We start from the raw sequence: 24,248 nt of genomic DNA, 5'->3' as shown, positions 1-24,248 counted from the left end.
GCCCGTATGTCCCCCGAACTCATCTCGATCCTCGTCCTCGTCGTGGTGTTCGTCATCGCCACCACCCGTTCCGTCAACATGGGCGCCCTCGCCTTCGCCGCCGCCTTCGCCGTGGGCGAGCTGGTCGCCGACCTCGACGCGGACGGCATCTTCGCCGGCTTCCCCGGCGACCTGTTCGTCGTCCTCGTCGGCGTCACGTACCTGTTCGCGATCGCGCGCGCCAACGGCACCACGGACTGGCTCGTCCACGCCTCCATCCGGCTGGTGCGCGGGCGGGTGGCCCTGATCCCCTGGGTGATGTTCGCGCTCACCGGCGCGCTCACGGCGATCGGCGCGGTCAGCCCGGCCGCGGTCGCGATCGTCGCGCCGATCGCGCTGAGCTTCGCCGCGCGGTACGGGATCAGCCCGCTGCTGATGGGCGCGATGGTGGTGCACGGTGCCCAGGGCGGCGGCTTCTCGCCGATCAGCATCTACGGCACGATCGTCAACGGCATCGTCGAGCGCGAGCACCTCCCGGGCAACGAGGTGTTCCTCTTCCTGGCCTCGCTCATCGTCAACCTGGTCATCGCGGGCGTGGTGTTCGTGCTGTTCGGCGGGCCGAAGCTGTGGGCGCGGGGGGCGGTAGCGGTGGACGAGACCGACGGAGGTCCGGGCACTCCCGCGAAGGGCGACCACCCGGAGAGCGGCGGCGTCACCCCCGGCCACGACACTTCCGGCCACGACACCGCCGGCCACGACACCTCCGGCACCACCACCGCCGTGGCCACCCGTCCCGAGGCCCCCGGCACCACCCGCCTCACCCCCGCCCGCACCGCCACCCTCACCGCCCTGGTCGCCCTGGTCGTCGCCGTGCTCGTCTTCGACCTGGACGCCGGGCTCACGTCGATCACCCTCGCGGTGATCCTGAGCGCCGTGTGGCCGGACGACAGCCGCAAGGCGGTCGGCCAGATCGCCTGGACCACGGTGCTGCTGATCTGCGGTGTCCTCACCTACGTCGGTGTGCTGGACCAGATGGGCACCATCAAGTGGGCCGGTGAGGGCGTCGGCGGCATCGGCGTCCCGCTGCTGGCCGCCGTACTGCTGTGCTACATCGGCGCGCTCGTCTCCGCGTTCGCCTCGTCCGTGGGGATCATGGGGGCGCTGATCCCGCTCGCCGTGCCGTTCCTCGCGCAGGGTGAGATCGGGGCGGTCGGGATGGTGGCGGCGCTGGCGGTGTCGGCGACGGTGGTGGACGTGAGCCCGTTCTCGACGAACGGCGCGCTGGTGCTGGCCGCGGCACCGGACGTGGACCGCGAGCGTTTCTTCCGGCAGTTGATGATCTACGGGGGCATCGTGGTGGCGGTGGTCCCCGCGGTGGTGTGGCTGGTGCTGGTCGTCCCGGGATTCGGGTAGGACCGGCAGACGACGACAAGTCAGGAGTGCTGAAGCGTGACCTCTCTCTTCCCGGCCCTCAGGGGCGCCCCGGCGGACCGTCCCGCCCTGCGGTTCGGCGACCGCTCGCTCACCTACGCGCAACTCGCGGCCGCGACCGGCGCGCTGGCCGACCGCCTCGCGCGCTACGACCGCGTGGCCGTCTGGGCGACCGCGGAACTGGAGACCGCGGTGGCCGTGGTGGCGGCGCTGGAGGCCGGTGTCGCCGCGGTGCCGCTCAACCCGAAGTCCGGCGAGAAGGAACTCGGGCACATCCTCAACGACAGCACGCCGGGCCTGCTGCTCGCCGCACCGGGCGTGGAACTCCCGGCAGCCGTAGGCGACTTGGAGCGCGTCGACATCGACGTGCACACCACCGGCGGCCCCGCCCCCGAACCCCGGGCCCAGGACGGTGACCCCGCCCTGGTCGTCTACACCTCCGGCACCACCGGCCCGCCGAAGGGCGCCGTGATCCCCCGCCGGGCCGTCGCCACCACGCTGGACGCCCTCGCCGACGCCTGGCAGTGGACGCCGGACGACGTCCTCGTGCACGGTCTGCCCCTCTTCCACGTGCACGGCCTGGTCCTCGGGATCCTCGGCCCGCTCCGCCGCGGCGGCTCGGTCCGTCACCTCGGCCGCTTCAGCACGGACGGCGTGGCCCGCGAGCTGAACGACGGCGCGACCATGCTCTTCGGGGTCCCCACGATGTACCACCGCATCGCCGAAACCCTCGCGGACGACCCGGAGTTGGTGAAGGCCCTGAGCGGGGCCCGCCTGCTCGTCTCCGGTTCGGCGGCGCTCCCCGTGCACGACCACGAGCGCATCGCGGCCGCGACCGGCCGCCGGGTCATCGAGCGCTACGGCATGACGGAGACCCTCATGCTGTGCTCGTCCCGGTGGACACCCCCGGACCCCCGGCCCGGCGTGCGCGCCGACGGCGAGCCGCGCGCCGGGACCGTGGGCGTACCGCTGCCGGGCGTGGAGCTGCGGCTGGTGGAGGAGGACGGGTCGCCCATCACGTCGTACGACGGCGAGACGGTGGGCGAGATCCAGGTGCGCGGGCCCAACCTGTTCACCGAGTACCTCAACCGGCCGGACGCGACGGCGGCCGCGTTCACGGCGGACGGGTGGTTCCGTACGGGGGACATGGCGGTGCGGGACGCGGACGGCTACGTCCGGATCGTCGGCCGCAAGGCCACCGATCTGATCAAGAGCGGGGGTTACAAGATCGGGGCGGGCGAGATCGAGAACGTGCTCCTTGAGCACCCCGGGGTGCGGGAGGCGGCGGTGACCGGGGAGCCGGACCCGGACCTGGGTGAGCGGATCGTGGCGTGGATCGTCGCGCAGGACCCTCAATCGCCGCCGTCGCTCGCCGAGTTGGCGGACCATGTGGCGGGCCGCCTGGCCCCCCACAAGCGCCCGCGGGTCGTCCACCACCTCACCGCCCTGCCCCGCAACGACATGGGGAAGATCCTGAAGCGGGCCCTGCATGACTGAGCGCCTGTCCGCACGCGAGGTGGTCGCGCTGGTCGCCGACGACTTCGCCGAAATGCCGTACCCCGAACGGCAGTCGAAGCCTGACGGCCCCCTCGCCTGGCAGGGCTACGACGCCTCGCGCGCCCGCGCCGCCGAACGCACCGGCGAGCAGGAGTCGGTCGTCTGCGGCACCGCGCACGTCGAGGGCACGCAAGCCGTTCTGATCGCCTTCGAGTTCGGCTTCCTCGGCGGCTCGCTGGGCGAACGCACCGGCGACCGCCTGGAGGCCGCCTACACGTACGCCCGTGAACACCGCCTGCCCGTGGTCCCGTTGGTGGCCACGGGCGGCAGCCGTATGCAGGAGGGCATGCTCGCCCTGACCCAACTCCAGCGCGTGGCACGCCAGTCGGCCCTCACCCGGGCGGCCGGGCTCCCCCAGATCGCGGTACTGCGCGACCCCACCACGGGCGGCGGCTGGGCCACCCTGGGCGCCGGCGCCGACGTGGTCCTCGCCCTCCCGGGCGCCCAGGTCGGTTTCGCGGGTTCCCGGGTCCGCCCCCCGGACGCGGACCCGTCGGCGTACACGGCGGAGGCGCAGGTCGCGGCGGGCGCGGCGGACCTGGTCGTACGGCCGGAGGAACTGCGCGAGACGCTGGGGACGTGGCTGCGGCTGCTGGCGAGAGGAGCGGGAACGGCCGACGCCGCGGCCCCGGACGGCCGTACCGCCGACGCGGCACCCGCCCCCGTCCCGCCCCCGCTCGGCACCAGCGACCTGCCCGCCACCGGCTGGGACGCCGTCCGGCGCGCCCGTTCCCCCGAACGTCCGCGCGCGGGCGCCTACCTGGACGCCTACTTCACCCGCCGTGTGGCGATCTCCGGCGACCGCTGCGGCGGCACCGACCCGGGGATGCTGTGCGGCTTCGGTGAGCACGGGGGCCGCACCCTCGCGTACGCCGCCCAGACCGGCACGGCGACCCGGCCCGCCGGCTACCGCACCGCCACCCGTCTGATCCGCCTCGCGGACCGTCTCGGCATCCCGGTGCTGACCCTGGTGGACACCCCGGGGGCGGCCAACGACGCGGAGGCCGAGCGCGCGGGCGCGGGCGCGGCCATCGCCGAGCTGTTCACCACGGTCGCCGCCGCCCGCACGCCGATCACCACCCTCCTGATCGGCGAGGGCGGCTCCGGCGGCGCGCTGGCCCTGGCGGCGCCCGGCGCCACCTATGCCACACCGGACAGCTACTTCTCCGTGATCGCAGCGGAACTGGCCACGGCGATCCTGAAACGCCCCCCTGAGGAGACCGAGCCGACGGCGGACCAGCTCCGCATCCGGCCGCAGGACCTGGTGGAGCTGGGGGTGATCGCCCGCGGGGAGGAGCGTCCGCGACCGTGAGCCGCCGGGGGGACTCCCTGACGCCGTCTCCTGACGCCGCATGCTGATGCCGCATGCTGATGCCGCATCATGCGACCTTACAAGACACTTACATAGGACATAAGCGACAAAACCCCCCATTCAGCGGCCCCCCGCCCGGCCCCCTAATAAAGGCGTCCCCTCCCCCACCCGCGCACGATGCCACTAGGCCCGCCACCCGGCGCGGCCCACGGTCTGTGCTCTCGGGAGGACCTGCCATGACCGCCAGTCTGGAGCAGCTGCGCCGCTGCCACTTCGCCGTCGACCTGGGCGCGGCGAGGACGCGGGTGTACGTGAAGGGGGCCGGGCTCGTCGTCGACCAGCCGTCGGCCGCCGCCGTGAACACCAAGACCGGCGCGCTGATCGCGGTCGGCGAGTTCGCCGAGAAGATGACGGGCCGTACGCCCGACTACATCCGGGTCGTACGGCCCGTCTCCGGCGGGACCGTCGTCGACATCGAGATGGCCCAGCGCATGCTGCGGCACCTGCTCGGCGACAAGATCCGCCGCAACCTGCGCCGCAAGCCCCGCCTGAGGGCCGCCGCCTGCACCCCGCACGACGCCGACCCGCTGGCCCAGCGCGCGGCGATCGAGACCCTCGTGGGGCTCGGGGCGCGGCGCGTGGAGCTCGTGGACACCCTCATCGCCGCGGCCGTCGGCTGCGGACTGCCCGTCGAACGCCCCGAGGCCACCATGATCATGGTGTGCGGGGCCGCCGCCACCCAGGTCGCCGTGCTCTCCCTCGGTTCGATCGTGACCGCCGAGCGCATCCCGGTGGGCGGTGAGGCCGTCGACCACGCGATCGTCCAGCACCTGCGGCACGAGCACGAGCTGATGCTGCCCAGTCAGTCCGTACGGCCACTGCAGCTCGCCCTCTCCGGCAACGGCCTCACGTCGCAGGGCCCGGCCTCCACCGAGATCCACGGGCGGGACGTGGCCACCGGTCTCGCCCGTTCCGTGCAGGTCGACACCGCCGCCGTCCGGGACGCCATCGAGACGCCGCTGACCGCCGTGCTCGACGGCATCGGCCGGGTGCTGCGCAACTGCCCGCCCGACCTGGTGGCCGACCTCGCCGACCGCGGGATCATGATGGTCGGCGGTTCCGCGCTGCTCCCCGGGCTCGACCAGATGCTGCGGCACGCCACCGGGATGCCGGTGCACATCGCCGAGCGGCCCGACGTCTGCGCCGTACAGGGACTGGGGTACATGCTGGAGGGCCAGATCGAGCCGCTGTCCCTCGACCCGCTGGCCACCTGAGACACGGCGGGCGCCGACCCGGCAGCCACCTCCAGGAGCCCCCGTCAGACCATCTCCGGCACCAGGGCCGTCCCCTCGGGATGGAACCGTTCCAGCCGCCGCGGCGGCACGATGCTCGGCAGCAGCATCTCCCACATGAGGGTGGTCTCCTCGGTCAGGTCGGCGCGTCCGCTGAGCACTTGGGAGCTGAGCTGCAGTCCGGTCCAGGAGCCCACGATCAGCCGGGCCACCCGCCCGGGGTCGAGGTCGGCCTTGACGTCCCCGCGCTGCTGCGCCTGGACCAGGCACTCCCGGAAGAGCTCGATCCACCGGGTGTAGGGCTCGCTGACGATGCCCGTCTTGGAGCTCTGGTCGATGACCAGGCGGATGCCGGCCCGCACCCGGACGTCCGCCACCAGCCGCCGGGCCATGGCGTGCACGATGTCGATGACGGTCTGCACTCCGGGCTTCCCGGTGCTGGTGACCGGCTCCAGGGCGGAGAACTGCTCGTCGACGAGGGCCTGCGCGAGCTCCTCCTTCGAACCGAAGTGGAAGTACAGCGCGCCCTTGGTCACCCCGGCCTCCTTGACGATGTCCCCGAGAGACGTCCCGTGGTAGCCCTCGGCGTCGAAGGCGCGGGCGGCCCCGTCGAGGATGGCCGACCGGGTGACCTCCGCGCGTTCCTGCCTGACCATGCGTCCAACCCCTGCCTGTGTCGCGACGAGCTCTCGGGAGCAGTCTGCCTTCCCGGCCGACAAAAAAACCAACCGACTGGTACTTTTCTCGGCGGACCGGGGAAACACCCAGGCAGACGAGGGGAGTTCACATGGCGGACAGGATCCGGGTGGGTGTCGTCGGCGCGCATGCGGAGCGGGGATGGGGTCGCCACATCCATCTCCCGGCGCTCGGGGCGCTAAACGACTTCGAGGTCACGGCCGTGGCCGGGACGAGCTCCGCGTCGGCGCGGGCCGCCGCCGAGGTGTGGGGCGCGCGGACGTCGTACGACGACGCCCGGGCCCTGATGGCCGACCCGGACGTCGACCTGGTCACCGTCGCGGTCCAGCTCCCCTCCCGGGACGGGCTGGTGGAGGCGGCGATCGCCGCGGGCAAGCACGTGTACAGCGAGTGGCCGCTGGCCCAGGACGCGCGCACCGCCGAGCGCTTCGCGTCGGCGGCGCGGGCGGCGGGCGTACGGCACGCGGTGGGGCTGCAGAGCCGGCACCACCCCGAAGTGCGGCTGCTGCGGGAGGTGCTGGCGCAGGGGCTGATCGGCGAGGTGCTGTCGGCGTCCCTGCTGTACTCGCTGGCCACGCCCGAGGTGTGGTCCACGCGGTACGCGGCGCTGTTCGACGAGACGAAGGGCGTCAACCATCTCGCCGTGGTGGGCGGGCACTCGCTGGACATGTTCCAGTACGCCGTCGGGGACTTCACCGAGATCTCGGCGACCCTGGCCACCCGGATCGACCGGATCACCATGGAGGAGACCGGCGAGCCGATCGAGGTGACCTCCCCTGACCAGATCGTGCTGGGCGGCCTGCTGGAGTCGGGCGCGGCGGCCTCGGCGCACTTCATGACGGGCGGCCCGCGCGGCGACGGCTTCCGGATCGAGGTGCACGGGCGGTCGGGCCGGCTGGTCCTGGTGTCGTCCGACGACTCGCTGGTGGGTCCCCGCTTCACCCTGACCCACTCACCGGCCGACGGCTCCCCGGCTCAGCGGCTCACCGTCCCCGACGCACACCGCCCCCTGCTCGGCAGCCCCTCCCCGGTCAGCAACGTCGCCCAGGTGTACACGGACCTGGCCCGCGCGATCCGCACCGGCGACGACTTCGGTCCGGACTTCACGACCGCCGTCCGGGTGCACCGGCTGCTGGACGCGGTCAAGTCGTCGGCGCGCAGCGGGAGTCGGGTGCGGCTGGGCTGAGCGCACGGGGGGGCGGCGATCCCGGCGCGCGGGTCACCCCCGTCAGAGGGCGAACCAGAAGCGGACCGTGGTGCCGTCCGGCCCGGTGTGCACCCGTACGAGGTCGGCGACGAGGTTGACCATGAGGAGGCCGCGGCCGCCGGACTGGTCCCGGGCGGGTGGCCGGCGCCCGGCCAGCAGGTCGGTGAGCCGTCCCTTGTCGCGGACCTCGCACACCACGTGCCCGTCCTCGGCCCACACCCGCAGCAGGCCCGAACCGCCGCCGTGCACCACGCTGTTGGTGGTCAGCTCGGCGACGGCCAGCGCCAGGTCGTCCAGCCGGGGCCGCTCGAGCCCGAACCGCGCGGCCGCGCCGGAGGCGAAGTGCCGGATCTCGCCGAGCACATCGGCGACGAAGGCGTGGGCCGGCACGTCCGGGGCCGGGGGCAGCGGGGCGTTGTAGCGGGCGTGCACGGCCTCGAAGTCGTACCGTCCGCTCTCCTCCTCCCGCCCGGAACCGGCGTCGACGACCACGGGGTGGGTGGCGTAGGCGTCGGCGACGACCTGCGGGGCGAGGCGGCGGGTGTCGTACGGGCACAGGATGGTGACCGTACGGCCCTGGAAGGCGGCGTTGATCAGCGCCTCGTGCTGGACGCACGCGGGGTACTCGGTGGCCGAGCGGCCGGCCCAGATCGGTTCGCCGACGATCCGCACCCGGGTGCCGGGCGGCTGGGCGTCGGCGAAGGCGCGCAGCACCCCCGGGATGATCCGGCCGGGGTTGCGGCCGGCCTCCCGCATGTCGAAGAACCGTACGGCCTCCTCGGCGCCGAACTCCGACTTCAGCAGCCGCAGGTTCTCGGTGGGTACGGCCACGGCCACCGGTTCGCCGTCGGCGAGCGCCTTGCGGACGAACGGCACCACTCCGGCCAGGTACTCCTGCTCGTCGCGGTAGAAGAGCGCGGGATGGACGAACGGGTCCGCGGTTTCGGCCAGGGCGGTCACCACGGCGTCACCGCGTACACGCGCGCCCGAGAACTGCGCCTTGGCGCCTCGTGCCGGATCTCCACACCGATTTCCCCACTGTTTCCTGGCCGCCGACCGGACTCTGTCCCTTCCGATACGTCTCCCCTCCTGACACGTTTCCCGTGAATACCTGGACGAGACCGCGTTTACCCCCGGAGTGCGCCCGCCATGCCCCCCACTGGCCGGGTGTACTCCCCCACGGGCCGGGCAGGCGCATCCCAGCACCGCCGGATCCCGCACCCCGCCACACCCCCGGCCGGAGCCGGAATCCCGCGGCGATCGGTGACTCAACGTCGTGACGACTGTGGGGAGCAGCGAGACGGACATGAGCTCAGCGACACACACCTCGTTCGCGGGGCGGCTGGACACTCTGACCATCGACAGCGGTATGGACGGGGGCAGGGCCCTGCTCGTCGCCTGCGGCGACCTGATGCACGGCTGTGCGGACACCCTGGCCAGGACCCTGGCACGGCTGCCGGACGGCATCGTCCGGGTCGATCTGGACATGAGGGGCGTCGCCTTCATGGACACGGCGGGACTGCGGTTCCTCGAGGTCCTGGACACCTACGGCCGCCGCCGTCGGGTACGGGTGGCGGCGACCGGGTGGTGCGACCAGCCGCGCCGCATCCTGGAGATGGCAGGTCTCGATCCGGACGATCCGCTGAACGGACCCGGGACCCGCCGCGAGCCCGTGCCCTCCGTGGTGGTCCTGGAGCGCACCCAGCAGCTGGACCTGCTGCGCACGGAGGTCGAACAGCTCCGGCGGGCGATGGTCACCCGCCCGGTCATCGACCAGGCGCGCGGGGTGCTGATGGCCACCCACGCCTGTTCCTCCGACGAGGCGTGGAACGTCCTGCGGGAGGCCTCCCAGCTCTCCAACACCAAGCTGCGCAAGGTCGCCGCGGTGGTCACGGCGGGTGCGGGCGGCGATGGCCCGCTGCCGTCGCCGGAGCTCCGGCGGGCACTACGGACGGCGATAGCCCGTTGTCTGAACTGACCGCCCCGGCCGGGCCGGTGTCAGTACGGCAGCAGGCGTCCCGAGGGTGTCCTGCGGTCGATCTCGGGCTGCCGGGTGTCACGTGAGGACGAGGGCCGACGGGTGACGCGAACGCGGATCTGGCGGTTCATGGCGCCCTCCCAGGGCTTGGACTGCTGTTCCCCGACACGGACCAGCCTCGCCCCCGAGACCCGCCCGCACATCGTGCCCACGGAGGCACCTGCCCTGCCTCCCCGGGACGACCGCACCGCCTTCCGCTACTCCCGGGGGAGGAGAACTACCCCCGAGAACGCCCGATCAAGCCTCACCCGACCGGACGCACAGGAACACCCGACCGCGCGCGGGCGCACACTGGAGGAGCACGACGGCCGCAGGCCCGGTCACCGCGACCGTGAGACGCCGTGGCCCGGTTCGTCACGGACGCCAGGAGGGGCCATGCGCACAGGCGCAGCGCAGGGGTGGCTGACTGCCGTACGCCTCCTCCTGCGCCTGCCGAGTGCCGCACGCCCCCGCCCCCGCCCGGCCCCCGTCCGCCCCTCGCGCCCTGCCCAACTGCGGGCGCTCCTCGCGGTCCTGGACGAGGCGGTGGCCGCGCAGACGGCGGCCGACGAGGCGGTGGCCGCGTGCGGCGAGCCCGGTCCGGTGTCACGCGGGGCGGCACGGGACTGCGGGCAGCAGAGCATCGCGCTGCACCGGCTGCGCACCCGGCTCCAGGACGTGGGGGCCACCGACCCGGACCTGGTCGCGGCGCAGGCCCGCGCGGCCCGGCTGCTCGCCTACGACCTGTGGATGCTGCGCGCCTCGATGAACCTGGCCTTCACCACCCGCCCCGTCGACCGCACCGAGGCGGCCCGCCTGCGCCTCAACGGCCTGGGCCGCCCCGCGGACGACCTGCGCAGGCTGCGCGACTCCCTGCGCGCGGAGCTGGACCCTCCATGTGTCGATTCCGGCAATACCCGGTCAAGAGTTCCCAATGAACGCTTGTGAGCGTGGGCGGCGGCCCTGATCATGGCCGAATCCCGCCTGTCCCGCTCATCCGCTGGAGCTCCCGGTGACCGCTGGCCCCACGACCACAGAGCCGGCCGACGCGCCGCCTGCGGCCCTTTCGGAACGCGAGAAGCTGCGCAAGCACTTCGGCCGCTTCGACATCCTGTTCTTCCTGCTGTGCACGATCGTCGGGGTGGACACCATCGGCACGGTGGCCTCCTCCGGCGCGGAGGCGTTCACCTGGCTCATCGTGCTGGCCGTCGTGTTCTTCGTCCCCTCGGCGCTGCTGACCGCCGAACTCGGCGCCGCGTTCCCCGACGAGGGCGGCCCCTACATCTGGACCAGCCGCGCCTTCGGCCGCCTGGCCGGCGCGGTCAACAACTTCCTCTACTGGATCACCAATCCGGTGTGGCTCGGCGGCACCCTGTCCGTCTCCGCCGTCACGGCGTACACGACCTTCTTCCACGACGGCAAGGACCTGAGCACCCCCGCCTTCTACGTCTTCACCCTGCTGTTCGTCTGGATCGGCGTGCTCGCCGCGATCCTCTCCTTCGACGTCGGCAAGTGGATCCCGACGATCGGCGCGTGGAGCCGCTTCCTCCTGCTCGGCCTGTTCACCGTCACCGTCGTGATCTACGGCGCCCGGCACGGCCTGCACGGCTTCGGCCTCGGTGACTTCTCCCCGACCTACGCGGGCTTCGTCGGCCTGGTGCCCGTCCTGATGTTCAACTACGTCGGCTTCGAACTGCCCAGCACGGCCGGCGACGAGATGACCGACGCCCAGAAGGACGTGCCGTACGCCGTCTTCCGCAGCGCCGCCCTCTCCGTACTCCTGTACGCCCTGCCGATCCTCGGCATCCTGCTGGTCCTGCCGGTCAAGGCCATCACCGGCCTCGGCGGCTTCATCGACGCGATCCGCCAGGTGTTCACGGTCTACGGCGGCCATGTCGCCGGCGACGGCACCGCGACCCTGAGCGGCGCGGGCAGCGCGCTCGGCGATCTGGCCGCGATCCTGTTCATCCTCACGGTGCTCTCGTCGGGCGTCACGTGGGTGATGGGCTCCGACCGCGCCCTCGCCGTCTCCGGCTACGACGGCGCGGCCCCCCGCTTCCTCGGCGTCATCTCCAGCCGCTTCGGCACCCCGGTCCGCGTCAACATCCTCAGCGGCCTTGTCTCCACGGCCGTCCTGGTCCTGGCCCACGAACTCACCGGCGGCAGCGCGGCGAAGCTCTTCGGGGCGGTCCTCGGCCTGGCCGTCTCCACCACCCTGGTCAGCTATCTGGGCATCTTCCCGGCGCTCGCCGTACTGCGCCACAAGGCTCCGGACGTGCCCCGCCCCTACAAGGCACCCGCGCCCCTCGCCATCAGCGTGGTCCTCACCGCGCTCGTCCTCTTCGCGACCGTGCAGCTGGTCGCACCGGGACTCGGCGACCACTGGTTCAGCAAGGCCTACGCCCCGGACGGCTGGCACCGGCACGAGCGGGTGAAGTACCTGCTGACCGAGGCCCTCCCCCTCCTCGGCTTCATGCTCCTCGGCGTCCTGTTCTGGGCCCTGGGCGCGCCGACCCGCAGGGCCGCGGCCGCCGCGGAGCGGTGACCGCGGCCCTGCGGTGAGCCCTGACGGCGTGCCACCGGCCCGTCCTTGCCGACCCGCCCCTTTCGCCGGGTGTCACCAGGGCCGATACGGGAACGCGGAAAGTGCCTTCTCCGGGTACACCGAGGCGCGAAGGGACCCAAGGATGATCCAGAGTGCGGATATCCGTGAGTGGCGCACTCACGACGTCGTCGACGCGAGCGGTCACAAGATCGGCACGTTGGAGGCCGTCTACGTGGACACCAGGACCGACGAGCCCGCCATGGGCACGGTCCAGGTGGGTCTGCCCACCCGCCGTCAGCTCGTGTTCGTCCCCCTGCACGACGCGGTCGTGGGTCCGGGCTACGTCAAGGTCGGCTACGACCGGTCGCTGGTGAAGAAGGGCCCGGCGATCGGCACGGACGACGTGCTGCCCGCCGAGGACGAGGCCGCGGTGTTCGCGCACTACGGCCTGCCCTACCAGCCCGGCGCCAACGGCGAGCGCCAGCTCGCGCGCCGCTGACCGGCCCTGTCGAGGAGGTGCTCCACGTCATGACGCTCTTCCTGCTCCTCGTCCTCGCGGCGATCGTGCTCGGCATCGTCGGCGTCGCCGTCAAGGGGCTGATCTACCTGCTGGTCATCGGCATCGCGGTGTTCCTGGTGGCCCTGGTGTACCTGGGCATGCGCCTCGGCCGGCGCCGGCGCCCGGTGCGCTGACGACGCGTCCGCGAGCCGGCGTGCTCAGCGCGCCGGGGCCCGGCCGACGCGGTCAGGCGATCCCGGTGCCGTGCAGCAGCAGCGTCACGTCCACCACCGCCACACAGACCGCCGCCGCGAACGCCGACCGCGCCCAGCGGCGGCCCAGCACCGCGCCGGCCACCGCGACCAGGACGGCCCCCGCGAGCGCCGCCACGCCCCAGCTGTCGGGTGGCCCGGCGGGACCCAGTACCAGAACCGCGGACGCGCCCACCAACGGCACCGGCAGCAACCGCCGCACGCCGTCCGGTCCCAGCCGCTGTGGCCAACCGCGTACGCCCGTCGCCAGATCCCCCCGGATGTCCGGCAGCACGTCACCGAGATGGGCGCCGACCCCGAGCAGCGCCCCGGCGGTGACGACCCACCAGGCCGGCCACGGCCGCCCCGGCAGCCCCAGCGCCACGAACGCGGGGAGCGCGGCGAAGCCCACCGCGTACGGCGCCCAGGACCACGCCGTCGCCTTGAGCCTGAGGTCGTACGCCCACGCCGCCGCCACCCCGGTCAGGTGAACGGCGCCCGCCCACAGGCCACACGCGAGCGACAGCGGCACGCACAGCGCCAGCGCGGTGCAGGCGGCCACCCAGACCTCTCGCACGCCGACCGTGCCGTCGACGACGGGTTTGTCCCGGCGGCCGGCCGCGATGTCCCGGCCGGCGTCGAAGGCGTCGTTGCACCAGCCGACGGACAACTGCCCGGTCAGGACGGCGGCGGTGGTCAGGGTGGAGCGCGCGGCGCCCTGGCCCGCGGTCACGGCCAGCGCGGCCGTCAGCGCGGTGACCGCCACGACCGGCCCGGGATGGCACGCCCCGGCCAGCCCCCGCACCCGGCCGGTCCACCTCGCGGCCGGGACGCCGGCCGTCGACTGCTCGGGAGTGCCCACCCGGTCGATCGTAGGCGCCCAGGCCCCGCCCGGCCGGTGCACACGCCCCCGGTCGGAACGGCCGGACGGGCGATCCCTGGTGGCGAAGTCCCGGCCCGGGGAAAACCTGGGAAGCAGTCCACAGCAGCCCACCAGCAGCTCACCAGCAGCCCACGCAGTCGGTCATCGGACGGGAACCACATGACGCGGATCGCCGCCGTTCACGGCGCCCTCGCACCGCACCGCCGCACCCAGCGCGAGATCACGGACATAGTGGCCCGCACCTGCCTGCCGGAGGGTACCGACCGGCGGGTCCTGGACCGGCTGCACCACCGGGCGATGGTCGGCTCGCGCCACATGACGCTGCCGCTCGAACGGTACGGGGAGCTGGACGGGTTCGGTGCCTCCAACGACGTCTTCATCGCCGCCGCCACCGACTTGGGCGCCAAGGCCGTCCGCGGCGCCCTGCACACGGCCGGTCTGTCCGCCGCCGACGTGGACCTGCTGGTCTTCACCTCCGTCACGGGCATCGCCACGCCCTCGATCGACGCGGGGCTGGTCGGCCGCCTCGGGCTGCGTCCGGACGTCAGACGGATGCCCCTGTTCGGCCTGGGCTGTGCCGGTGGCGCCGCCGGTCTGTCCCGTCTGCACGACTACCTGCTGGGCCGGCCCGACCACGTGGCGGTGCTCCTTTCGGTCGAACTGTGTTCGCTCACCTTCCAGCGCAACGACGCCTCCCTGGCCAACCTGGTCGCCACCGGACTGTTCGGGGACGGCGCCGCCGCGGTCGTCGCGTACGGCGCGGACCGCTCCGCCGAGACGTCCGGCCCGACGGTCGTGGACACCCGCAGCCACCTGTATCCGGACACCGGGCGCGTCATGGGCTGGGACATCGGGGACTCCGGCTTCCGGGTCGTCCTCGATCCGCGGGTCCCCGACGTGGTGCGCCGGTATCTCGCGGACGACGTCGAGGGGTTCCTCGGTGACCACGGCCTGAAGCCGAAGGACGTGACCGCCTGGGTGTGCCACCCGGGCGGCCCCAAAGTCCTCCGGGCCGTCACCGAGACCCTCGACCTGCCCGAGGGCGCGCTCGACGTGACCTGGCGTCACCTGGCCGACGTGGGCAACCTCTCCTCGTCGTCGGTGCTCCACGTACTGCGCGACACCCTGGCCGAGCGCCGCCCGCCGCCCGGCACACCGGGTGTGCTGCTGGCCATGGGGCCCGGCTTCGCCTGCGAACTCGTCCTGCTGCGCTGGTAGTCCGGACCCGAGGACGGACACGAGAACGGACACGAGGACACACGACACATGATCTGGTACGCACTGCTGGTGGCCGCCGTCGCGGGCGAGCGCGTCGCCGAACTCGTCGTCGCCCGCCGCAACGAACGCTGGAGCACCGCCCGCGGCGCGATGGTGAGCGGGCAGGGCCACTACCCGGCGATGGTCGCCCTCCACACCGGCCTGCTGCTCGCCTGTCCGGCCGAGGTGTGGCTCGCCGGCCGGCCCTTCGTGCCCGCCCTGGCCTGGCCGATGCTGGCCGTACTGGTGGCCGCCCAGGCGCTGCGGTGGTGGTGCATCCACACCCTGGGGCCCCGTTGGAACACCCGGGTGATCGTCGTCCCCGGTCTGCCGCTGGTGACGGGCGGCCCCTACCGGTGGCGGTGGCTGCGGCATCCCAACTACGTGGCCGTCGTCGCCGAGGGCGTGGCCCTGCCCCTGGTCCACACCGCCTGGGTCACCGCCGTGGTGTTCACGGTGCTCGACGCCGCCCTGCTCACCGTCCGCGTCCGCTGCGAGAACCGGGCGCTCACCGCGGCGACCGGGCCGACCGCGCCGAGCACGTCGGCTCCGGCGTGATCGACGTACTCGTGGCCGGTGGCGGACCGGCGGGCCTGGCCGCCGCCATCCACGCCGCCCTCGCCGGCCTGGAGGCCGTCGTCGTCGAACCCCGCACCGCGCCCGTGGACAAGGCCTGCGGGGAAGGCCTCATGCCCAGTGGCGTCACCGCGCTGCGGGCCCTGGGCGTCGAGGGGGTCACCGGCCACGCGCTGCGCGGCATCCGCTACCTGGACGGCACCACCCACGCCGAGGCACCCTTCCGCGGCGACGGCGGGCTGGGAGTGCGCCGTACGACGCTGCACTCCGCCCTGTACGAGCGCGCCCTCGGTCTCGGCGTGCGCGTGCTGGAGGGGACGGTCGGCGAGGTGCGCCAGAACGGGGACACGGTCACCGCCGCCGGAACCACGGCCCGCTGGCTGATCGCCGCCGACGGCCTGCACTCCCCGGTGCGCCGGAGCCTGGGTCTTGACCTGCCGGGCCGCCCCCACGGCCGCTACGGGCTGCGCCGCCACTACCGCGTCGCACCGTGGACGGACTTCGTGGAGGTCCACTGGTCCCGGCACGGCGAGGCCTATGTGACACCGGTCGGCGACGACCTGGTGGGCGTCGCGATCCTCAGCCGCAGCCGTCGCGGGTACGACGACCACCTGGCCGCCTTCCCGGCCCTCGCCGCGTCGCTGCACGGGCCGGCGACGACGGCGGTACGCGGCGCCGGCCCCCTGCGGCAGCGGGTGCGGCGCAGGGTCGCAGGACGTGTCCTGCTGGTCGGCGACGCCGCGGGCTACCTGGACGCCCTCACCGGCGAGGGCGTCGCCCTCGCGCTGGCCACGGCCGGGGCCGCCGTCCGCTGCCTGGCCACCGGACGGCCGGCCGCGTACGAGCGGGCCTGGGCCCGGCTGACCCGCCGTCACCGGCTGCTGACCGGGGCCCTGTTGGCCGCCGCCCACCGGCCGGGCACCGCCCGCCTCGTCGTCCCCACGGCCTCCCGGCTGCCCCCGCTGTTCTCGGCCGCCGTGCACGCGCTTCAGTAGGTGCGCCGACCGCTCAGCCGGCCCCGGACGGATCCGGGGACGTCGAGGACGACCGGCGCACCCGCAGGACGAACCCGGCGCTCTCGCAGCGGCCGGGGAGATCCCGGAAGTCCTCCAGGTCCATGCGGGAGCGCAGGAGCGACACCGCCCGGCGGGCGATCGACTCGCGCCGCGGGTCGACGGTGGTCAGCGGCGGTGAGGCGAAGCGGGCCGCCTCGATGTCGTCGAAGCCCGCCAGGGCCACGTCGTCCGGGACACGGACGCCGCTGCGGGCCAGGACCGACAGCGCGCCGATGGCGACCACGTCGTTGTAGCAGAACAGTGCGTCGAAGCGGACGCGGGTGCGCAGCAGGCGGGCCACCGCACCCGCGCCGGAGGACCACAGGTCGGCGTTGTCCACACCGATCACCAGCGAGTCGTCGTAGGCGACCCCGGCGTCCTCGAGAGCCCTGCGGTAACCGTGCAGACGTCGGCCGCCGGCGCGTGGCACCGCCTGTTCGCACAGGGCGGCGATACGGCGTCGGCCCTGGGCGAGCAGATGGCTGACCGCCGCGTGCGTGCCCTGTTCGTCGGCGATCTCCACGTAGTCCAGATGCATCCCGGCCGCCCGGTCGGGGCGTTCGCCGAGGACGACGGTGGGCTGGGTGAGGGGCAGGGGCAGGTACTCCTCGGGAGTGAGGGCCTGCGGCACGTAGACGACCCCGTCCACGAGTTCCTTGCGCGATGCGGACAGAACGGCTCGTTCCCGCTCGGCGTCTCCGCGCGTGGTCTCGACGACCACCTTCAGTCCCTGGGTCTCCGGGGCCCGGATGACCTGTTCGGCCAGCTCCGCGTTGAACGGCTGGTAGACGTTCGGGAGGACCAGCGCGATGGTGCCGGTGCGCTGCGAGCGCAGGCCGCGGGCGAAGGGGTTTATCCGGTAGCCGAGTTCCTCGACGGCCGCGCGGACGCGGTGTTCCGTCTCCGGGCTGAAGGAGCCGGTGCCGTTGATGACGTTGGAGACGGTCTTGGTCGACACGCCCGCCTTCTCGGCCACGGTACGCATGGTCACGCTCCGCCCCATGCGGCCATCCCTCCCAACGTCGATTCACGGACGGTCAGTTGGTGGTCGGCGACGACGAGCCGCCCGGATTCCGGCTCGACCGTACCGTTCATACGGTCATTCAGCAGGGCCAGGGCCTCCCGTGCGATCTGGGCCCTGCCGGGGGCGAGGGAGGTGAGCGTCGGGTGGGCGTACCGGGCGTCGTCCGTGTCGTCGAACCCGGCGACGGCCACCTCGGCCGGGACCCTCACCCCCGCTTCCTGCAGGGTGTGCAGGGCGCCCAGCGCCAGCGCGTCCGCGAAGGCGACCACGGCGTCGAAGGGCACGCCCGCTTCGATCAGCCGGCGCATCCCGGTGGCTCCCTCCTGGCGGTTCCAGTGGGGGGTGCCCACTTCGACGACCAGCTCGGGGCGGTAGGGCAGGCCGGCGTCGCGCAGTCCGTCCCGGTAGCCCGCAAGGCGCAGGTGGGCAGCGGCCCGCTCGGGCCGGCCGGTGTGGTCGGCGCCCAGAGCCGCGATCCGGGTGTATCCCAGCGACGCCATGTGCCCGACGAGGGCACGGACGCCTTCCTGGTTGGCCATGGCGACCCGGTCCACGGGCGCGTCGTAGGCACGTTCGGAGATGAACACCGTCGGCACCGTCCGTGCCACGGTCAGGGCCTGTGCGTCGGACAGTCCCACCGGGTACATCAGCAGCCCGCCCAGGTGCGGACCGTGCTCCCGGACCAGCGCGAGTTCGGCCTCGGCGTCTCCCTCCGTGAGCTCGATCAGCACGGTGAGCCCGTGCCGCTCCGCCTCCCGCATGATCTCCTCGGCGAGCGAGGAGAAGTACGGCTGGGACAGGTGCGGCAGGGCGAGTCCGACGAGGTCGATCCGGCCGGTGCGCAGGTTGCGGGCGACCGAGTTGGGCCGGAAGTCCAGCTCGGCTATCGCGGCGTCCACCTTCCGCCGGGTCTGCTCGCTGACGTTGGGCTCGCCGTTGACCACACGGGAGACCGTCTTCAGTGACACCCCGGCCCGCTGGGCCACGTCATGCATCGTGGACATGACCGAACCCTAGGTCCCTGCCGGGGCGGAACCGCGCAGCTGCGCGCACTCGGCCTCGGTGAGCGGCAGCACCGACCCGTGGCGGAGCCCCGGCGGCAGGACGCAGAACTCCGGATCGGCCACGGGAAGCCACACGGCGCTGTCCAGGCGGTCGGCCCGGAACGGCACGTAGCCGCGGCCGAGGAACTCGTCCAGCAGAAGCAGCCAGCCCCGCCCGTCGGGTGCCGGAAACACGATCGGCCCCTCGGCGTGGGCCAGTCCGGGCAGTTCCCCGGTGCCGCGGCCCACGCCCTGCGCGACGGGCTCGTACTCCGTGGCCGACAGGTCCCGGGAGCGCTCGACGAAGACGAACTTGGCGTCGGGAGCGTCCGGGGTGCCGGGCAGGCGCTCGTCCTTGGTGAACCGGTAGAACCAGCCGTCGTGCTCCACGACGGTGGAGTCGATGACGGGATACCCGTTGTCCACCCACACCCGGGGATCGCCGAAGGTGCGGAAGTCCTTGGTGGTCGTGCAGTACATGCGCTGGTACGAAGGCGTTTCGTGCCCCGGGTCGTCGTCCGGGTAGACGGTGGAGGCCCAGAACACCAGGTACTCCTCGCGCTCCGGGTCGTAGACCGCCTCGGGCGCCCAGACGCATCCGGCCTGCTCCGGCATGACCTCGACCCGGTGCGGCCCGTCCCACGCGCGCAGGTCGGCCGAGTGCCACACCAGCAGGTCGCGGCTGCCGTGGGCGACGGCGTGTTCCCAGCCCTGGCCGCCATGGATGCGCAGGTCGGTGGCGAGCAGATGGAACCCGCCGCCGTCCGCGGCCCGCACCAGGAACGGATCCCGCGCACCGCCGCCCGCGGGGGCGAGCGGAGGAATGCCGGTGAGCTCCGTCCAGCGGTCCAGGCGGGGGTTGTCGCAGAGCGCGAAGCGGATCCGCTCGCCGTCGGGGCGCTGTTCGCCGGCGAAGTAGGCGAACAGATGGCCGACGGGCCGTTCGGCTCGGTGGTCGCGGGGGGCGCTCTGAGGCACGGGGCCTGTCTCCTCGTCTGCGGGGGTGGGGTGGAGTGAGCTTCCCACCGCAGATTCATCGTTGTCAAAGGATGGAAGGCCCGAAGTCACACAGCGGTCTCCTTGCGGGATGCTCCGGAGATGGAGGATGCGACAAAGCGAACGGCTTTGACCTGCGAAGGTAATGAAGTCGACGGGGATGCTCGGGGGCGCCGTTTGATGTCGGTCTGGAAAAAGAGCGACGGAAGAGGGTTGACGACGATGTACCTGGCGGCCATCCTGATCCCGCTTCACCCAGCCGTAACACCCGGTTCATCCGGTTCGTACGGCCAGCCCTCCCGACGAAGCCGGCTGTCGCCGGCAGAAGAAGGTCGTCATGGCCTCCCTTGCTCCCGCCCCGGCGCCCCTGTACGAGGACCCCGTCCACTCGGGCCCGACCGATCCCGTCGTGCAGTACGACGGCCGACAGTGGTGGATGTTCTACACACAGCGCCGCTCTGACGTGGCCGCGCCCGGCGTCGCCTGGGTGCACGGCACCGCGATCGGCGTCGCGACCAGTACGGACGGCCGCGACTGGCTCTACCGCGGGGTGCTGGACAGCCTCCCGTTCGAGCCCGGCACCAACACCTTCTGGGCCCCGGAGATCGTGCGGGCGCCCGACGGGGTGTTCCACATGTACGTCAGCTACATCCGCGGGGTGCCGGACCGCTGGGAGGGACACGACCGGCGGATCCTGCACTACACCAGCGGCGACCTGTGGCACTGGGTGCACGCCGGACCGGTGTCGCTCAGCTCGTCCCAGGTCATCGACGCCTGTGTCCACCCGCTGCCCGACGGCTCGGGCTGGCGCATGTGGTACAAGGACGAGGCCCACGGTTCGCACACCTGGGCCGCCGACTCGACCGACCTGTACGACTGGCGGGTCCGGGGCCCGGTGCTGGAGCACCGGCCGCACGAGGGGCCCAACGTCTTCGCGCTGGACGGCCGGTACTGGATGGTCGTGGACTGCTGGGACGGCCAGGACGTGTTCCGCTCCGCCGACCTCGACGACTGGACCCCGGCGGGCCGCATCCTCGACATCTCCGGAACCCGCCCGGACGACCGGGGCGTCGGACACCACGCCGACGTCGTCGCCGGACCCGACGCGGCCTGGATCTTCTACTTCACCCACCCCGACCGGGACCCGGAGTCCCCGGACACCGGCGGACCGGCACAACGCCGCTCCGTGGTGCAGCTGGCCCGCCTCACCACCCAGGGCGACCGCCTGCTCCTCGACCGCGACACGGTCCCGTTCCACGGGCTGCCCCGGCCGTGACACCCGGCGCTTCTCCGCTTCGGGTTCTGGATCTCCACTCCCCCGGCCCTGACACCTCCACCCGGCCTCCGGCCCTGCTCCCGCCTACCCCCCTGTCCTGATCCGCCCCCTCCACCCGCCCGCCCCGCGCGCACCCCCGAGAGGAACCACCATGACCATCGACCACACCGCCACCGACACCCCCCAGCTCAGCAGACGACGCTTCGTGCAGGGCAGCCTCATGGCCGCCGTGCTCGGTGGCACCGCACTGGGTGCCTCCGCCTGCTCCACCAGCACCGCGGTGAGCGGCGGCGGTGGCGGCAAGGGCTCCGTGTCCTTCTTCTCCTGGGACACCCAGACCATCATGAAGCCGGTGCTGGACCTGTTCACCAAGCAGACGGGCACCTCCGTCTCCTTCTCCTACGCCCCGCCCGTGCCGCAGTACGTCTCCACCCTGCAGACCCGCCTCCAGGCCCACACCGGCGCCGACGTCTTCATCCTCACCGCCGAGGACAAGCAGCTGGTCGGCGGCGGCTTCGTGAAGGACCTGACCGGCCAGAAGTTCCTGGAGCCGATGAACTCCGCCAACAAGGAGTTCATGACGGTCGACGGCAAGGTGTACGGCCTGTCGATCTCCTCCTGGGCCGGCGGGATCATGTACAACAAGGACCTGCTCGCCAAGGTCGGGGCGGACAAGCTGCCGGACAGCTGGGACGGCTTCCTGAAGCTGTGCGCCAAGCTCAAGGACAAGGGGATCACCCCCTATTACGACGCCGCGCACGAGGGCAACTTCATGGCGCTGTGGGGCCTGCTCGGCGGGTACTTCGCCACCCAGAGCTCCTTCCCCGACGCCGACATCTTCGCGGGCAAGGCCACGTTCGCCGACACCTGGACCGAACCGCTGGTCGCCTACTGCAAGCTGTACACCGAGAAGCTGACGCCCAAGGCGGTGCTGGGCCTGACCGGAGACCAGGTGGTCAGCGAGTTCGCCAACGGCCGCGTGGCCATGTTCGGCGCCGGCACCTGGAACGTTCCCACGGTCCAGAAGAGCGCCCCCCACCTGTCCTTCCAGACCGAGGCGATCCCCGGCATCACCCCCGGCACCAGCTACTGGACCGGTGCCGCCAGCCCCGGCTACGCCATCAACGCCAAGGCCAAGAACCCCGAAGCCGCCCTGAAGTTCCTCGAGTTCCTGGCGAGCCCCGACGCCGTGAAGGCGTACGGCAAGTCCAGCGGCGCGATCACCACCACCAGCACCTACACGCCGAGCTTCGCCGACAGCATCACCAACCAGGCCCTCGGCGCCCGCTCCGGCAAGATCTACCTCCCCGTCGTCGCCTGGCCGCGCCACTCCAACGAGCTCAGCCAGGAGCTCAACACCCAGATGCAGCAGATGATCCAGGGGTCGGTCAAGCCCAAGGACATCCCCGCCGCGCTGGACAAGAAGCTCAAGCAGCTCGACGCGAAGTAGGCGGGAAGCGACAGCCCTCATGGCCATACAGACCCCCGACCTGTCCACCCGGGCCCGCGCCGGCACCACGCCCGGCGGCGCGTCCGGCGGAACCCGCCCCGCCCGCCGACGGCTGCGCGAGCAGCTGACCACACAGGCGTTCCTGACCACACAGGCGTTCCTGGTGCCGATCGCCCTCGTGCTGGTGGTGCTGTTCCTGGTGCCGATCGCCGAGTCGGTGTACTACAGCTTCACCGACTACAGCGGCTCCTCACCGACCAGGCACCTGGTCGGGCTGCGGAACTACCGGCACATCTTCACCGACCCCTCGGTGCTGACCGGCCTGGGCTTCACCCTGCTGTACGCGGTGGCGACCACGCTGATCGTGACCGTCCTGGCCATCCCGCTCGCGGTGATCCTCAACCGCCGCTTCCCCGGCCGGAGTCTGGTCCGCGCGGCGTTCTTCTTCCCCGCCGTGCCCAGCATGGCGATCCTCGGCCTGGTGTGGACGTTCGTCCTGTCGCCGCTGTCCTCCGGGGTGATCAACTCCGTCCTGGGTGGCCTCTTCGGAGTCGGCCCGGTGCCGTGGCTGTCGGACAACACCCTGGCGAAGGTCTCGGTGATCGTGGTCGGGGTCTGGGCGCAGACCGGCTGGCACGCCGTCCTCTACCTCGCCTACCTGCAGTCCGTCCCCCGGGACTACTACGAGGCCGCCACCATCGACGGGGCCACACCGCGCCAGCAGTTCTTCCGCATCACCCTGCCGCTGCTCGCGCCGGCCATGACGGTCAGCCAGTTCCTGCTGCTCATCAACGGCCTCAGGGTGTACGACCTGCCGTTCACCCTCACCGCCGGCGGCCCCGGCTACGACACCTACACCATCACCCAGATCCTCGTACAACGCGGTATCGCCGAGGGCGACTACGGGCTCGGCGCCGCCCTGGGCGTGATCTTCCTGATCGCGGTCGCCGCCGTGCTGTCGCTCCAGCTCTCGGTGACCCGCAGGCTGGAAAGGAGGTTCCGGTGACGGCGATCCTCTCCCGGCTGCGTACCCGGGGCTGGCTCACCAGCGCCTACATGCTGCCCGTCTCGGCGGTCATGGCGCTGCCCTTCTACTACGTCCTCGTCAACACCCTCAAGTCGCAGGCGCAGACCACCGGTTCACCGCTGGCACTGCCCACCTCGCCGGACTTCTCCACCTACCGCCGGGTCCTCGACCAGGTCCCCGTCGCGGCGGCGTTCGCGAACACCCTCTACGTCACGGTGGTCTCGGTCGCCCTCATGGTGCTGATCGGCGCCATGGCGGCCTACGCCCTGACGATCCGCCCCACCAGGTTCAACAAGCGCTTCGGCAAGCTCCTGCTGCTCGCGTTCGTCGTGCCCACCCAGTCGACCCTGATCCCCGTGTACCAGATCTTCGTCAAACTGGGCCTGGTCAACAGCCTGAACGGCCTGGTCCTGGTCTACAGCGCCGGCTCGATCTTCTGCTGGTTCGTCATCCAGGGCTACATGGCCACCCTGCCGTTCGAGGTCATCGAGGCCGCCCGGCTGGACGGCTGCGGTCCCTGGCAGGTCTTCTGGCGGATCGTGCTGCCGTTGATCCGGCCCATCCTGGCCACCGTCGCGGTGTTCCAGACGATGTGGGTCTGGAACGACTTCTTCACCCCCAACGTGTACCTCAGCGACCCGGGCAAGAGCACGATCGTGCTGGAGGTCTACACCTCGGTCGGGCAGTTCCAGGTCGACTGGCCGGCCTTCCTGACCCTGAGTGTCATGGCCCTGGTACCCATGGTGGTCTTCTTCGTCGCGGTCCAGCGGCACATCGTGTCCGGCCTGCTCAGCGGCGCCGTCAAGGGCTGAACCGCACCTCCCCGACCGACCGGTGCGTTCGGCGCGCCCTCCTCCCCGTATCACCCGGCACGG

General features: G+C 72.4%; 24 protein-coding genes. 17 read left to right on the top strand and 7 right to left on the bottom strand.

Annotated features, from left to right (window positions below):
• Positions 1-6: 6 nt before the first annotated feature.
• From ACFYZ8_RS03720 to ACFYZ8_RS03705, 4 genes are all read left to right on the top strand, one after another.
• Entirely contained in the window at positions 7-1,392 is a 1,386-nt protein-coding gene (locus ACFYZ8_RS03720; RefSeq protein ID WP_388538516.1) for an SLC13 family permease, read from the top strand.
• Positions 1,393-1,428: 36 nt separating this feature from the next.
• Positions 1,429-2,907 carry an acyl-CoA synthetase gene (locus ACFYZ8_RS03715; protein WP_388538517.1) on the top strand — a complete coding sequence of 493 codons (1,479 nt, stop codon included), beginning with the start codon at positions 1,429-1,431 and terminating at the stop codon, positions 2,905-2,907.
• Positions 2,900-4,279: a carboxyl transferase domain-containing protein gene (locus ACFYZ8_RS03710; RefSeq protein ID WP_388538519.1), complete on the top strand. Its 1,380-nt coding sequence runs from the start codon at positions 2,900-2,902 to the stop codon at positions 4,277-4,279. Before ACFYZ8_RS03715 ends, ACFYZ8_RS03710 begins: the two co-directional genes overlap by 8 nt.
• 236 nt (positions 4,280-4,515) lie before the next feature.
• The gene (locus tag ACFYZ8_RS03705) at positions 4,516-5,553 is read left to right on the top strand and encodes a rod shape-determining protein (protein ID WP_388538521.1); all 1,038 of its coding nucleotides are present in this window, start codon (positions 4,516-4,518) and stop codon (positions 5,551-5,553) included.
• A gap of 44 nt (positions 5,554-5,597) precedes the next feature.
• On the opposite strand, the gene ACFYZ8_RS03700 is transcribed toward ACFYZ8_RS03705, so the two are convergent.
• Positions 5,598-6,227 (bottom strand): ScbR family autoregulator-binding transcription factor, encoded by a 630-nt coding sequence (locus ACFYZ8_RS03700; protein WP_359038439.1) that lies wholly within the window; start codon positions 6,225-6,227, stop codon positions 5,598-5,600.
• A 131-nt stretch (positions 6,228-6,358) separates the two neighbouring features.
• On the opposite strand from ACFYZ8_RS03700, the gene ACFYZ8_RS03695 reads away from it, so the two are divergent.
• Entirely contained in the window at positions 6,359-7,453 is a 1,095-nt protein-coding gene (locus tag ACFYZ8_RS03695; RefSeq protein WP_388538523.1) for a Gfo/Idh/MocA family protein, read from the top strand.
• A 42-nt stretch (positions 7,454-7,495) separates the two neighbouring features.
• On the opposite strand, the gene ACFYZ8_RS03690 is transcribed toward ACFYZ8_RS03695, so the two are convergent.
• Positions 7,496-8,434, bottom strand: coding sequence for an anti-sigma factor RsbA family regulatory protein (locus ACFYZ8_RS03690; protein WP_388538712.1), 939 nt, complete (start codon positions 8,432-8,434; stop codon positions 7,496-7,498).
• A 346-nt stretch (positions 8,435-8,780) separates the two neighbouring features.
• On the opposite strand from ACFYZ8_RS03690, the gene ACFYZ8_RS03685 reads away from it, so the two are divergent.
• Positions 8,781-9,452, top strand: a complete 672-nt coding sequence (locus ACFYZ8_RS03685; protein WP_388538525.1) for an ANTAR domain-containing protein — start codon at positions 8,781-8,783, stop codon at positions 9,450-9,452.
• Between the two features lie 20 nt (positions 9,453-9,472).
• Here the strand turns inward: ACFYZ8_RS03685 and ACFYZ8_RS03680 are convergent, their stop codons facing one another.
• Entirely contained in the window at positions 9,473-9,664 is a 192-nt protein-coding gene (locus tag ACFYZ8_RS03680) for a hypothetical protein (RefSeq protein ID WP_388538526.1), read from the bottom strand.
• A 223-nt stretch (positions 9,665-9,887) separates the two neighbouring features.
• Here ACFYZ8_RS03680 and ACFYZ8_RS03675 point away from each other — a divergent pair, with 223 nt between their 5' ends.
• From ACFYZ8_RS03675 to ACFYZ8_RS03660, 4 genes are all read left to right on the top strand, one after another.
• A complete protein-coding gene (locus tag ACFYZ8_RS03675) occupies positions 9,888-10,439 on the top strand; it encodes a hypothetical protein (RefSeq protein ID WP_388538528.1) in 552 nt (183 codons plus the stop codon).
• A gap of 64 nt (positions 10,440-10,503) precedes the next feature.
• Positions 10,504-12,036 (top strand): APC family permease, encoded by a 1,533-nt coding sequence (locus ACFYZ8_RS03670; RefSeq protein WP_388538530.1) that lies wholly within the window; start codon positions 10,504-10,506, stop codon positions 12,034-12,036.
• A 142-nt stretch (positions 12,037-12,178) separates the two neighbouring features.
• On the top strand, positions 12,179-12,535 hold the full coding sequence (locus ACFYZ8_RS03665; protein ID WP_388538531.1) for a PRC-barrel domain-containing protein: 357 nt from the start codon (positions 12,179-12,181) through the stop codon (positions 12,533-12,535).
• Between the two features lie 29 nt (positions 12,536-12,564).
• Positions 12,565-12,729, top strand: coding sequence for a hypothetical protein (locus tag ACFYZ8_RS03660; protein ID WP_388538533.1), 165 nt, complete (start codon positions 12,565-12,567; stop codon positions 12,727-12,729).
• Positions 12,730-12,781: 52 nt separating this feature from the next.
• Here ACFYZ8_RS03660 and ACFYZ8_RS03655 read toward each other — a convergent pair whose 3' ends face one another.
• A complete protein-coding gene (locus tag ACFYZ8_RS03655; RefSeq protein ID WP_388538535.1) occupies positions 12,782-13,648 on the bottom strand; it encodes a UbiA family prenyltransferase in 867 nt (288 codons plus the stop codon).
• A gap of 180 nt (positions 13,649-13,828) precedes the next feature.
• On the opposite strand from ACFYZ8_RS03655, the gene ACFYZ8_RS03650 reads away from it, so the two are divergent.
• From ACFYZ8_RS03650 to ACFYZ8_RS03640, 3 genes are read left to right on the top strand one after another with little or no spacing between them, the layout of a single operon-like run.
• Positions 13,829-14,887: a type III polyketide synthase gene (locus ACFYZ8_RS03650; RefSeq protein ID WP_388538537.1), complete on the top strand. Its 1,059-nt coding sequence runs from the start codon at positions 13,829-13,831 to the stop codon at positions 14,885-14,887.
• Between the two features lie 48 nt (positions 14,888-14,935).
• Entirely contained in the window at positions 14,936-15,484 is a 549-nt protein-coding gene (locus tag ACFYZ8_RS03645; protein WP_388538538.1) for an isoprenylcysteine carboxyl methyltransferase family protein, read from the top strand.
• Positions 15,481-16,497 (top strand): NAD(P)/FAD-dependent oxidoreductase, encoded by a 1,017-nt coding sequence (locus tag ACFYZ8_RS03640; RefSeq protein WP_388538540.1) that lies wholly within the window; start codon positions 15,481-15,483, stop codon positions 16,495-16,497. Before ACFYZ8_RS03645 ends, ACFYZ8_RS03640 begins: the two co-directional genes overlap by 4 nt.
• 13 nt (positions 16,498-16,510) lie before the next feature.
• On the opposite strand, the gene ACFYZ8_RS03635 is transcribed toward ACFYZ8_RS03640, so the two are convergent.
• The 3 genes from ACFYZ8_RS03635 to ACFYZ8_RS03625 are packed head-to-tail and all read right to left on the bottom strand — an operon-like array spanning position 16,511 to position 19,602.
• Entirely contained in the window at positions 16,511-17,542 is a 1,032-nt protein-coding gene (locus ACFYZ8_RS03635; protein WP_359038495.1) for a LacI family DNA-binding transcriptional regulator, read from the bottom strand.
• Between the two features lie 2 nt (positions 17,543-17,544).
• Entirely contained in the window at positions 17,545-18,585 is a 1,041-nt protein-coding gene (locus tag ACFYZ8_RS03630) for a LacI family DNA-binding transcriptional regulator (RefSeq protein WP_359038461.1), read from the bottom strand.
• Positions 18,586-18,594: 9 nt separating this feature from the next.
• Complete coding sequence (locus tag ACFYZ8_RS03625) at positions 18,595-19,602, bottom strand: glycoside hydrolase family 43 protein (protein ID WP_388538542.1); 1,008 nt, start codon at positions 19,600-19,602, stop codon at positions 18,595-18,597.
• Positions 19,603-19,957: 355 nt separating this feature from the next.
• Here ACFYZ8_RS03625 and ACFYZ8_RS03620 point away from each other — a divergent pair, with 355 nt between their 5' ends.
• The 4 genes from ACFYZ8_RS03620 to ACFYZ8_RS03605 all read left to right on the top strand — a co-directional run bounded on the left by ACFYZ8_RS03620 (position 19,958) and on the right by ACFYZ8_RS03605 (position 24,185).
• A complete protein-coding gene (locus tag ACFYZ8_RS03620; RefSeq protein WP_359038465.1) occupies positions 19,958-20,896 on the top strand; it encodes a glycosyl hydrolase in 939 nt (312 codons plus the stop codon).
• A 151-nt stretch (positions 20,897-21,047) separates the two neighbouring features.
• Positions 21,048-22,346 (top strand): ABC transporter substrate-binding protein, encoded by a 1,299-nt coding sequence (locus tag ACFYZ8_RS03615; protein ID WP_388538544.1) that lies wholly within the window; start codon positions 21,048-21,050, stop codon positions 22,344-22,346.
• Between the two features lie 19 nt (positions 22,347-22,365).
• On the top strand, positions 22,366-23,352 hold the full coding sequence (locus ACFYZ8_RS03610; protein ID WP_388538545.1) for a carbohydrate ABC transporter permease: 987 nt from the start codon (positions 22,366-22,368) through the stop codon (positions 23,350-23,352).
• Positions 23,349-24,185 carry a carbohydrate ABC transporter permease gene (locus ACFYZ8_RS03605; RefSeq protein ID WP_359038471.1) on the top strand — a complete coding sequence of 279 codons (837 nt, stop codon included), beginning with the start codon at positions 23,349-23,351 and terminating at the stop codon, positions 24,183-24,185. Before ACFYZ8_RS03610 ends, ACFYZ8_RS03605 begins: the two co-directional genes overlap by 4 nt.
• Positions 24,186-24,248 lie beyond the last annotated feature (63 nt).

It is taken from the genome of Streptomyces sp. NPDC001668, from assembly GCF_042893155.1.
In the GTDB taxonomy this organism is placed as follows: Bacteria; Actinomycetota; Actinomycetes; order Streptomycetales; family Streptomycetaceae; genus Streptomyces.
Note: the sequence above shows the minus strand (reverse complement) of the source record. Positions and strands in the feature narration are given on the sequence as shown.